Here is a 10,751-nt window from a genome sequence, read left to right as displayed (position 1 = left end):
TCTCCGTAGGATGCAACTTATTGCATCAAAGTACCGACATAAAATTCGTGCAACAAGTTGCACGCTACTTACATAAACCGTTTCAAATTAATTGCCAATTTAGGGGAAATTAAAACCACAAAGGCAATGACTAGCTGCTTGATACTTTTCGTTAATTTAAAAATCTCAAAATAGTAAAAAGCCGCTTTGCGGGATAAATTCATAATATGTGGGTAGGCCAACATATACTGTGCATTGATAGCAAAATGCTTTTCTTGCTCTGCCGTTTTCACATAATTTTCACGGATATAATCAATCGCTTTTTGCGTATTAGTTGTATCTGTTGATACGCTAGAACGCTTAGTATGGAACGTACAATAAGTTAATGGTTCTGCTACTTTGTACGCTTTAAACGTTGGATCTTGTACAAGTTTCAGCAAGAAATCATAGTCTTCCAATGAGCGAAGTGCGGTGGATAACCCACCGATTTTTAAAAACAGATCTTTTTTCACCCCAATCATCGGCATACCACCAATTTTATTCGCCAGTAAAATTCGCTCTACGCTAATCTCTTGTGGCTCAATCGGATTGGTCACATAGCTAAAACCTTCATTCACCATTTCACATTTTGCAGGATGATAAACAAAGTTAACACCGGCATGCTCTGCAATCACATCGGCTAATTTCTGACATTTATCATTTGCAAAACGATCGTCATCATCAAGGAATAACAGCCAATCATTATCGGCATTTCTTGCCCCGATATTACGGCTTTCTGCTGCCCCTTGATTGGTTTCGTTACGAATGACTTTAACTGTAAATGGATAAGATTGTGTGACTTCAACGGCTTCTTTTGAACAATCATCCACAATCACCACATCAAAATTATAGGCAGTCTGCTTGGTTAAACTTTCCAATAACGCAGGAATTTCTTCTTTCCGATTATAAGAAGGCACGATGATACTAAACATCTTTCGGCTCCTGTTGTTTAAATAAAATAAGTTGTTTACCGTGAGTGCCAAAAAGCGATAAGAACATCAACATCACGAACATAATGCCAGGGAAAGCAAAGGTGTCTGCTTTGATGTTACAAAATGCCAAAATCACAAAGGCAGAAAGGATAAATTTCCAGCTGCCATCAAACCAATTTAATGCTACTTTGCGCACAAAATAGAATGTCACGGCAAAACACACTAAGGCATAAGACACACCACCATAAAGAATCTGACGTAAGAAACCTGAATCTGTATGACCATAATAACGGCCGACTTCTAACTGCCCTGTCATATACATGCCATCGCCATAAATAAACTGTTTAAGGGTTGGCATGAACAGGTGGTTTTTCATCAAAGTATCGGTTGACGAACTGACAAATCCTGCACCGTGTAATAAATTGATCACGGGTTCTAAAGCATGTGCCACATAAGGGTTTTCAGGTAAGAAATACGCCAATAACAATACCAAAATAGCAAATGCAATGAGTGATGTGACATAACGCCATTTGAAATACACTAAAATGCTCACAACTGATAACAGAAGGAATGTTCGTCCTGAAATTAATCCGATACATAGCATAAAAAACACTAAAATACTTGGAAGTGTATTATGTTTAGCGTTGTAAGCCAGTAAGAAATGCAACAGCATTAAATAGAATAAACTCAGTTGGAAAAAGGCGGTTGCGGTGATGTTATATAAGCGATATTCCTGCTCTGAACCATAAAAACGTGCAGGTAACACCGCATTGGTCGAAAGCAAGAAATCGATCATAAATGATGCACCGAGCAAGCCAATGATGCCCACTGCAAATTGCACCACAACACCAATTTGCAAGTCTCGCACGACTCTTTGTTGTCCGTTTGCATTGGCATAAAACGCATTATAAATTCCCACGCCTAATAAGAATAAAATCAATTCCTTCACATACATGGTGATAACAGAAAGATCTTTTGTGCCATTAAGTAATAACGGAATCACACTGAAAACAATCAATCCGCCTAAAACAGCAAGACTGTCTAAAGGCAAAATGATGCCTTGCGGTTTCTGCTTTTTAATATACTGATAAGCCAAAACAACCAATGCAGCCAATCCCGCGACGAATGACATTCGTACGACATGGAACAGCCAAGGATCGTAAAGATAAAAAAGGTTAAAAAGTGCGGTCATTTTTTTACGTTATTTTCCTAAATTCTTTTTCACTGCTAAGATTTTTTTGAGCGGATATTTAATTAATTTCTTCACTAAATTATTGGATTTTGAACCGCGAATCGCTTCCAAATTACTCACTAACTGTGGATTTTCAATAGCCACAAGCGGACGAACCACATTGTTATTGATTTGGAATTGGGTTTCAAATAGCAAGAAATCATCGGCAAGCCAAAACGGCTTTTCTTGTTCAAGTTGTTTTAAAAATGCACGGGCTGCCGATTTTTTAATTAAGTATGCTACCGTGCCTGCAAAATAACTTTTATACGGATAAGCCACGGTGACATCACCAACTGTTTGACGTAAAAATGAGAAGGTTGTCGGATAATTTATTTCCAATTCCACATCATCAAATTCCGCAATTTTTGATTGCCCGATTAATACAATATCTGCATCACATTTTTCGGTTAAAAGTGCGGTCGTTTTTGGTGACAAACTTACATTGAATAAGGCATCGTCTTCGCACACCAATGCATACTCGTTTTCCGTCACATTTTGATCTTCTACGATCTGACGATAAACCGCTAAATGACTTAATGTACAACCAATTTCGCCTTTTGTGACATTGCGCCCATAATGCTGTTCAAACTTCGTTGGATTGAACACTTCAGCCAATTCATCCCACTCTTTTTGCATGGTATTAATCGCTGAAAAAACCGCGAAATCTGCTGTATCAGGTTGAGCAAAAAACAGCTCACGACGCTGAATATCTTTATCTAGTGAAATCAAATATTTATTCATAATCATCTCAGTTAAAATCTATTTTCCGTTTGATTGTGTTAAGGGGAAATAGTTGCATAAAAGATTGCTGATTATACTAAAGAAATCTATAATCCCCCACCTATTTTACGGCAAAAACACAAGTTCGATTTTTCCAATGTCCAACAAAACCATTGCTAAAAACACCCTCTTTCTTTATATCCGCATGTTGTTCAATATGGGCGCGATGTTGTATATCTCGCGCGTGGTGTTGCGCGTATTGGGCGTGGAAGATTTCGGGATCTACAACATTGTCATGGGCGTGGTGATTTTATTCTCCTTCTTTAACGGTACCATGACTGCCACCACACAACGTTTCATTAACGTCGAAAAAGCCTCAAACGATAGCAAGCGCATCAATAAAGTGTTTAACATCAGTATTCTCAATCACTTATTGATTATGTTGGTTGTGGTAATCTTGGCGGAAACTGTTGGGCTATGGTTCCTTAACCATAAATTAATTATTCCTGCCGCGCGTATGCAAGCGGCCAATCTTGTTTATCAAGTCGCCTTGGTCATTGCCTTGATTGAAATTATCAAAGTGCCTTTTAACGCCATGATTGTCGCCCATGAAAGAATGGCTTTTTATGCTTGGCTAGGGCTAGCAGAAACCGCCTTTAAACTGACGGCGATTTTTATTTTGATGCATATCGAACACTACGACAAACTGATTTCTTACAGCCTCTTGTTGTTGTGCGTCAGCCTATTGGTGTTTACCCTTTATTTTCGTTTCACACGCAAAGCGTTCTACACGGAAACCCGTTTCCATTTTGAGAAAGATTTACATACCACCAAAGAAATGATGAGTTTTTCCGGCTGGATGCTGGTGGGACAACTCGCTTATGTAGGTTCAACGCAAGGGCTGAATATGGTGACCAACCTGTTCTTCGGCGTTGCCGCAAATGCGGCGGTCGGCATTGCGACACAAGTGGATACCGCCGTGTATAGTTTTGTGAACAACTTCCAAGTGGCATTTAACCCGCAGCTGGTGCAATCCTATGCGGCAAAAGACTATGAGCGAAATAAAAGGTTGATCTTGGGTACCTCAAAATATTCTTTCTACTTAATCGCGATTTTATCTGCGCCGGTACTGTATTTTAGCCACACATTACTGACATTATGGTTGGGCGATAATGTGCCGATGTACACCGATAAACTGGTACAAGCCACACTTGTTTGTTCCCTCATCAGTGCCATGGCTGGGTCGTTTTGGATGACGGCGTTAGCCATAGGTTCTAAAACCATTAAACAATACAACGTTATCTTGGCGATTATCGATCTTTGCACCGTGCCGCTTGCCTATTATCTGTTTACCTTAGGCTACAATCCGGTCTATGCCTTTATCGGTAAATTCTGCACCGCACTTTTTATGCAGCTTTATCGCCTCTACTTTATTAACAAAAGAATTAAATTTAATCGCAAAGAATTTGTCTCATACTTAACAAATATCAGCCTTGTTTTCGCCTTATTATTAGGCTTAATTTATTTCTCGGATACACAGCGTACCTACTCATTCTTGGAATTTGTAGGAGAAGCTATCCTGCTTGAAGTTGTGTTAATTTCAGTGATTCTCGTAATGGGACTCAACAAAACTGAAAAAGACTTTTTATTTAGCTATTTAAGAAAAAGAGTGAAAAGATGAATCAACAACTCATTGATTTAAAAAACAAGTTAGCTCCGATTGCAGATTTAATTAAAGATAAAAACGATGTTTTTTATCTTGACTATCCGTTGCATTTAAACGTGGGCGATTTATTGATTTATCACGGAACAGAACAGTTTTTTACGGATCATCATATTCATGTAGCCTTAAAACGCAGTGAATTCGATATGGACATCGAAGAACTGAAACAGAAAATTACACCAAACACCACCATTTTATTACACGGCGGTGGTAATTTCGGCGATCTTTATCCACAGCACCAAAATTTACGGGAAACCATTATACGGACGTTCCCGAATAATCGGGTGATTGTGTTACCACAAACCCTTTTCTATAAAAACCAAGAAACGCTGGAAAAATCCGCCGCACTTTTCATGCAGCATCAAGATTGTCATTTGCTGGCTCGTGATGAAAGAACGGCAAATGCCTTTAAACAGTTTTCACCAAATGTGTATTTATCACCGGACATGGCACATGAACTGTACGGCACGTTACCGACAAAAAACACTCAAACCGGACAATCGCTATATTTCTTACGCAAAGACATTGAAGCCAGCGATATCGAAAAAAATATTACGGCAAAATTGCCTGCCGGCAGCCATATCAAAGATTGGGATGATATTTTATCCGGTCAGGATGACTTTGTCTTGGCAGTAAGCTGGCGTTTAGCAAAATTTGCCAAGCGGCACGATATCAGTTGGTTAAAAGATCTTGTTCATCAATACTGGAAAAACTATACCTTACGTATTGTGCAAAGGGTAGCAAAAAACTTCCTAAGTTATGACAACATCACCACGACTCGTCTGCACGGACATATTTTTTCCTGTTTATTGGAAATTCCAAACGTGGTTTGCGATAACTCTTACGGCAAAAACACCGGCTACGCCAATTTATGGACAAAAGCACTGGATTTCGTTGCGTTTTATCGATAAGAAAATGGCGTGGAATACGCCTTTTTTCTCATTATAGGGGGATTATTTACCCCCTCATCGCGTGCAACTTGTTGCACGAATGATTAAACCTCAATGTGTAAATTCACGATTTCATACGTAGCGTGCATCTTGATGCACGACCAAATCACGCACGGAACGTTATTTCACTCTTTCGGGTATTCAAGATTTCGTGCAACAAGTTGCACGCTACGATTCACTAAAAGAGTGATATGATGAGAATAGATATTTCTAGGCGAAAGAATTTTTTGTCAGCACAGTGGGCTTAAAAAGCATATTGCCCCCTTTAAGGGGGCATAAAACCACACGTTTTACCTGTGGATTGTTATTGAAGCAGGTTCTTTATTGTGCAATAATTTGTACAACTTTTATATAAGGAACAACCAATGAACGTCATCAGTTATTCAGCTTTCCGTGCGGAATTAGCCACAACACTCGATCAAGTCGTTGCGAATCACAGCCCGGTTATGATCACCAGACAAAATGGTAAACATGCCGTTGTCATGAGCTTAGAAGATTTTGCTGCTTATGAAGAAACGGCCTATTTATTGCGCAGTCCTAAAAACCGTAGCCGATTATTAGAATCCCTTCAGCAATTAAATTCAGGTAACATCATTGAACGAGAATTGCAAGAATGATTTTAGCTTGGACAGAAAACGCTTGGGATGATTATCTCTATTGGCAACAAACCGATAAAAAAACGTTATCTCGCATTCATAAATTAATTCAAAACATTCTCAGAACCCCTTTTGAGGGGTTGGGTGATCCTGAACCCCTAAAGCATCAATTAAGCGGTTTTTGGTCAAGAAGAATAGATACAGAACACCGTCTTGTTTATCAAATTTCCGATACGCACTTAACGATCATTCAATGCCGCTATCATTATTAATACGTTGATTAACACCATGTTTGAACTTAAAAAACTCATCACAGCCATGATGCTACCGCCATTTAATATTTTGATTTTATGGCTATTCTCGCTCTTATTTTCAGTCTTTAAATACAAAACATTAAGCCGCCTTTGTGCTTTTTTCGGCATTATGTTGCTCTATATAGTCAGCATTCCCTATACGGCACAAATGCTAAAAGACAGCTTAGTCACCGAAGATCATTTAACCTTAAACGATTATAAACAGGCTCAAGCCATTGTGTTATTGGGCGGTGGCGTGCGTGATAGCAAAGAACTCTATGCACCTCTTGCCTCTTCTGCCACACAACTAGAGCGTTTGCGCTATGCGGCTTATTTGCAAAAAGAAACGCAGCTGCCCTTGTTGATTAGCGGTGTCAGTCCGACCGGTGCTTCAGAAGGTAAGGTTTCCGCCCAAGAATTACAGACGTTCTTTAATGTGCCGACGAAATGGCTAGAAGAAAAATCTTTAACCACCAAAGAAAATGCCTTATACACCCGTCAATTATTAGAAAAAGAAGGCATCCACAAAATCATTTTGGTAACGAATGAATGGCATATGCAACGGGCAAAACTCTTATTTCAACAACAAGGCTTTGATGTCTTGCCGGCAAGCGTAGGCGAAGGCATTACTCCGGACTCTTACGCATTAAACATGATGCACTTTGTACCTCAAGCCGGTGCGATGGCAAAAAATATGCAATTACTGAAAGAGTGGATCGGTTATTGGAAAGAAAAATAATCTCATTTTCGACCACACTTTGATTTGCCGAATACGCCCAAACAGGGCGTATTTTTTTATCCCTTTCTTTTGATTTTCGATCCATATCGCAAAATATGACACACTGCATCGCACTACGCTTATTGCTTCGGTAACGTTCTTTTTATTTAATGGAACCTGCTATGCGCCAAATTATCCTCTTTTTCAGTCTCTTCTTTTTTCACCTCATTTGTTACGCTGACAAACCTGACTTCATGCTTTTAGAGACATACAAAAACCAAAATGTGACAGGCTGGGTGATGAGTGAAAAATTGGATGGTGTACGTGGCTATTGGGACGGCAAACAATTTTTTACTCGAGGCGGAATAACACTATCGCCACCAAAGGATTTTTTAGCGGAATTTCCGCCCTTTGCTATTGATGGCGAATTATTTAGTCAACGTGATCAATTTGCGGAAATTTCCTCGATTGTTCGTTCTCAACAAGATAAAGGTTGGCATAAGCTAAAACTTCATGTGTTTGATGTGCCTGATGCCGAAGGCAATTTATTTGAACGCTTAGCGCAATTAAAAGCCTATTTGGCACAACACCCAAGGGCACCCATCGAAATTATCGAACAAATTCCTATTGAAAACTCACAACACATCTATCAATTTTTACAACAAGTAGAACAACAAAAAGGCGAAGGCATCGTGATTCGTAACCCCAATGCACCTTATGAAAGAAAACGCAGCGCACAAATTCTCAAATTAAAGACCGCACTTGATGAAGAATGCACGGTGATTGCCCACCATACAGGCAAAGGGCAATTTGAAAATGTCATGGGATCGATTACCTGCGAGAATCACCGTGGTCAATTTAAAATTGGTTCCGGATTCAAGTTGGAGGATAGAACGAATCCACCGCCTATCGGCTCACAAATCAGCTATAAATATCGTGGCTTAACAAACAAAGGCAAACCGAGATTTGCGACCTTTTGGCGACGTGTAAGTCTTTCCGATGAAAAACACCGCGCAGAGTAAGGCATCATAACAATCCACGTCTTTTGACTTCCAACAGTTAAAATGGCATCATGCCAGCCTTATTTTAACGACAAGATCAGTAAGCTGCCTATGCACTATCAAGACAAAAGCCTCAATGCCCTTAAACTCGGTCAACAAACAAAATATGCAGAAAAATACGACCGCACTTTATTACAACCGGTTCCACGCCGATTAAATCGCGATCAACTCAACATCACCGCCACGCAACCTTTTACGATTGGTGCGGATATTTGGACGGCATACGAAATTTCATGGCTCAACCCGAAAGGCGTGCCACAAGTGGCGATTGCGGATGTCAGCATCGATTTTCGCAGTGAAAATTTGATCGAATCCAAAAGTTTTAAACTCTATTTAAACAGCTTTAACCAAACAGCATTCGCCGATTTCGCCGACGTCCAACAAACGTTACAGCGTGATCTGCAAGATTGCGCCCAAGGCGAAGTCAACGTGCGGTTAAATTCGCTGGCGGATTACACCGCGCAACCGATTGTCGCCTTGTCGGGTGATTGCATTGATGCACAGGACATCGAGGTGCGGAATTATGCTTTTAATGCCGCCTTCCTGAATCATTGCACCGGTGAGCATTTGGTCGAAGAAACGTTAGTCAGCCACTTGCTCAAATCTAACTGCCTCATCACGCAACAACCGGACTGGGGCAGCCTACAAATTCATTATGTCGGCAAGCAAATTAACCGCGAACAACTATTGCGCTACATCATTTCTTTCCGTCAACATAACGAATTCCACGAGCAATGTGTCGAGCGTATTTTCTGCGACCTTATGCAATACGCTAAACCGGAAAAACTCACCGTTTACGCCCGTTATACCCGTCGTGGCGGTTTGGACATTAACCCTTATCGCTCCAACTTTGAGCCACTGCCACAAAATTTAAGATTGGCAAGACAATAGTCAATCCATTTTGAAAACGCACCGCACTTTTGAATATCTTGCTCAAAGTGTGGTCTTCTTTTTACCTATGTATTGTCAGTAATCTTCTCTTTTTACGCCAATAATTCCGCTTTATGAGCGAAAATTCATTACCAATGTTGAATGGCATTTTCAAAATAGCTTTTATCTTCTCACCACTTCATATGCTGAATGAATCGCATGATCTGCTACAAATATAAAATAATCACTCGCTTAAGTAGATAACATCTTGAGAATACTAGATAATTAACACAAATTTACATAGAATGAGAAACTCAACTTCACTCACTTACAATTTAAAGGAGCCAATATGAAACTTCAAAATCTGACACTTGCAACAGCAATGCTACTCGCCTTAACCGGATGTGGAAGCAGTGGTGGAGGTGATTCTAGTGCCCCCCAAGATAAACCCTCTGTTCAAGATGCTCAAACACAAAAACAAGTAGATGAGGCTAAGAAAGCTCAAGCTGCTGAAAAAAATGCTAAAACTATCGCAGAACAAAAAACGAAAGAAGCTCGTCAAGCTCAAGCTGCCGCTGAACAGAAAGCTGAAGTAGCACAGAAAGCTAAAACAATCGCTGAACAGAAAGCTGAAGATGCTCAAAAAGCTAAAGCAATCGCTGAACAGAAAGCCGAAGAAGCGCGCCAAGCTCAAATTGCCGCTGAACAAAAGGCTAAAAATGCCGCAGAACTGAGTGCTGAAGAGTTACATAAAGTTCAAGAAATTGCCAAACAGAAAGCTGAAGAAGCACGTCAAGCTCAAATTGCCGCTGAACAAAAAGCTGTAGAAGCTCAACAAGCCCAAACAACCGCAGAACAAAACGCTGAAGCGGCACGTCAAGCTCAAGTTGCTGCAGAACAGAAAGCTGTAGAGGCCCAGAAAGCCAAAGCAGAAGCCGAACATAACGCTGAAGTTGCTCGTCAAGCTCAACTTGCTGCAGAACAGAAGGCTGTAGAGGCTCAGAAAGCCAAAGCAGAAGCAGAACAGAACGCTGAAGCTGCACGCCAAGCCCAAGCTGCCGCTGAAAAAAATGCTGAAGAAATGCAAAAAGCCAAAGCAGAAGCAGAACAGAAAGTGAAAGAGGCACAGAAAGCTCTAGAGTATGCTGAACAAAAAGCGCAAGGTGACGCTGAAAAGAATGCCGAAGAAATACAAAAAGCCAAAGCAGAAGCAGAACAGCAAGTGAAAGAGGCACTGAAAGCTCTAGACTATGCTAAAAAAGAAGCTGAAGATGCGCAAAAAGCTCTAGAAAACGCAACGCAAAGTGTTAAAAATGCACAAGATGCCCTAGCTGCAGAAAAACAAAAAGTAAAAGAAGCACAAGATGCCCTTGCTGCAGAAAAACAAAAATTTGAAGACGCTCAAAAAGCAGAAGAAGAAAGAGCTGCTAAATATAAAGAGCTTTTCGACTTAGCTAGAGGGATCGGTTTAGATAAAGGCACTTCTCATGACTTTGCAAAAGCTAATTTAGATACTGATAAATCAGACTTATCATCAGCTCTAGATAAAGTAATTGAACAAGAAATAGATCACATAAAAGGTATCTCTTCTAATTCCTATCCAAAAGGGAAAATTATTAGTGAAGATATCGATAAAGGG

The 10,751-nt window shown here is 40.2% G+C and carries 10 protein-coding genes and 1 pseudogene; 8 read left to right on the top strand and 3 right to left on the bottom strand.

Annotated features, from left to right (window positions below; translation table 11 throughout):
• Positions 1–68: 68 nt before the first annotated feature.
• From QZ106_RS07140 to QZ106_RS07130, 3 genes are read right to left on the bottom strand one after another with little or no spacing between them, the layout of a single operon-like run.
• Positions 69–950: a glycosyltransferase family A protein gene (locus tag QZ106_RS07140; RefSeq protein ID WP_295975975.1), complete on the bottom strand. Its 882-nt coding sequence runs from the start codon at positions 948–950 to the stop codon at positions 69–71.
• Entirely contained in the window at positions 943–2,142 is a 1,200-nt protein-coding gene (locus QZ106_RS07135) for a hypothetical protein (RefSeq protein WP_295975973.1), read from the bottom strand. Before QZ106_RS07135 ends, QZ106_RS07140 begins: the two co-directional genes overlap by 8 nt.
• 9 nt (positions 2,143–2,151) lie before the next feature.
• A complete protein-coding gene (locus QZ106_RS07130; RefSeq protein ID WP_295975971.1) occupies positions 2,152–2,922 on the bottom strand; it encodes a glycosyltransferase family 25 protein in 771 nt (256 codons plus the stop codon).
• Positions 2,923–3,058: 136 nt separating this feature from the next.
• Between QZ106_RS07130 and QZ106_RS07125 the strand changes: the two genes are divergently transcribed.
• The 8 genes and pseudogenes from QZ106_RS07125 to QZ106_RS07090 all read left to right on the top strand — a co-directional run.
• On the top strand, positions 3,059–4,582 hold the full coding sequence (locus QZ106_RS07125; protein ID WP_295975968.1) for an oligosaccharide flippase family protein: 1,524 nt from the start codon (positions 3,059–3,061) through the stop codon (positions 4,580–4,582).
• Positions 4,579–5,535 carry a polysaccharide pyruvyl transferase family protein gene (locus QZ106_RS07120; protein WP_295975966.1) on the top strand — a complete coding sequence of 319 codons (957 nt, stop codon included), beginning with the start codon at positions 4,579–4,581 and terminating at the stop codon, positions 5,533–5,535. The genes QZ106_RS07125 and QZ106_RS07120 overlap by 4 nt, the downstream gene beginning before the upstream one ends.
• Positions 5,536–5,939: 404 nt before the next feature.
• Positions 5,940–6,191: a type II toxin-antitoxin system Phd/YefM family antitoxin gene (locus QZ106_RS07115; RefSeq protein ID WP_295975963.1), complete on the top strand. Its 252-nt coding sequence runs from the start codon at positions 5,940–5,942 to the stop codon at positions 6,189–6,191.
• Positions 6,188–6,442 carry a Txe/YoeB family addiction module toxin gene (locus QZ106_RS07110; protein ID WP_295975962.1) on the top strand — a complete coding sequence of 85 codons (255 nt, stop codon included), beginning with the start codon at positions 6,188–6,190 and terminating at the stop codon, positions 6,440–6,442. Before QZ106_RS07115 ends, QZ106_RS07110 begins: the two co-directional genes overlap by 4 nt.
• 16 nt (positions 6,443–6,458) lie before the next feature.
• Positions 6,459–7,202 (top strand): YdcF family protein, encoded by a 744-nt coding sequence (locus QZ106_RS07105; RefSeq protein ID WP_295975961.1) that lies wholly within the window; start codon positions 6,459–6,461, stop codon positions 7,200–7,202.
• 161 nt (positions 7,203–7,363) lie between these two features.
• On the top strand, positions 7,364–8,203 hold the full coding sequence (locus QZ106_RS07100; RefSeq protein ID WP_295975960.1) for a DNA ligase: 840 nt from the start codon (positions 7,364–7,366) through the stop codon (positions 8,201–8,203).
• Between the two features lie 90 nt (positions 8,204–8,293).
• Positions 8,294–9,133: an NADPH-dependent 7-cyano-7-deazaguanine reductase QueF gene (queF, locus tag QZ106_RS07095; protein WP_295975977.1), complete on the top strand. Its 840-nt coding sequence runs from the start codon at positions 8,294–8,296 to the stop codon at positions 9,131–9,133.
• A 328-nt stretch (positions 9,134–9,461) separates the two neighbouring features.
• A pseudogene (locus QZ106_RS07090) lies at positions 9,462–10,751 on the top strand (hypothetical protein); the annotation flags it as partial.

It is taken from the genome of uncultured Aggregatibacter sp. (assembly GCF_901873365.1).
Lineage (GTDB): Bacteria > Pseudomonadota > Gammaproteobacteria > Enterobacterales > Pasteurellaceae > Aggregatibacter.
This window is presented reverse-complemented; position numbering and strand designations above follow the sequence as displayed.

Excerpts from the sequence above, each read along its gene's own strand:
- QZ106_RS07125 (WP_295975968.1), top strand. The coding sequence starts at position 3,059 with ATGTCCAACAAAACCATTGCTAAAAACACCCTCTTTCTTTATATCCGC.
- QZ106_RS07110 (WP_295975962.1), top strand. The coding sequence starts at position 6,188 with ATGATTTTAGCTTGGACAGAAAACGCTTGGGATGATTATCTCTATTGG.
- queF (WP_295975977.1), top strand. The coding sequence starts at position 8,294 with ATGCACTATCAAGACAAAAGCCTCAATGCCCTTAAACTCGGTCAACAA.
- QZ106_RS07135 (WP_295975973.1), bottom strand. The coding sequence starts at position 2,142 with ATGACCGCACTTTTTAACCTTTTTTATCTTTACGATCCTTGGCTGTTC.
- QZ106_RS07140 (WP_295975975.1), bottom strand. The coding sequence starts at position 950 with ATGTTTAGTATCATCGTGCCTTCTTATAATCGGAAAGAAGAAATTCCT.
- QZ106_RS07130 (WP_295975971.1), bottom strand. The coding sequence starts at position 2,922 with ATGAATAAATATTTGATTTCACTAGATAAAGATATTCAGCGTCGTGAG.
- QZ106_RS07115 (WP_295975963.1), top strand. The coding sequence starts at position 5,940 with ATGAACGTCATCAGTTATTCAGCTTTCCGTGCGGAATTAGCCACAACA.
- QZ106_RS07120 (WP_295975966.1), top strand. The coding sequence starts at position 4,579 with ATGAATCAACAACTCATTGATTTAAAAAACAAGTTAGCTCCGATTGCA.
- QZ106_RS07100 (WP_295975960.1), top strand. The coding sequence starts at position 7,364 with ATGCGCCAAATTATCCTCTTTTTCAGTCTCTTCTTTTTTCACCTCATT.
- QZ106_RS07105 (WP_295975961.1), top strand. The coding sequence starts at position 6,459 with ATGTTTGAACTTAAAAAACTCATCACAGCCATGATGCTACCGCCATTT.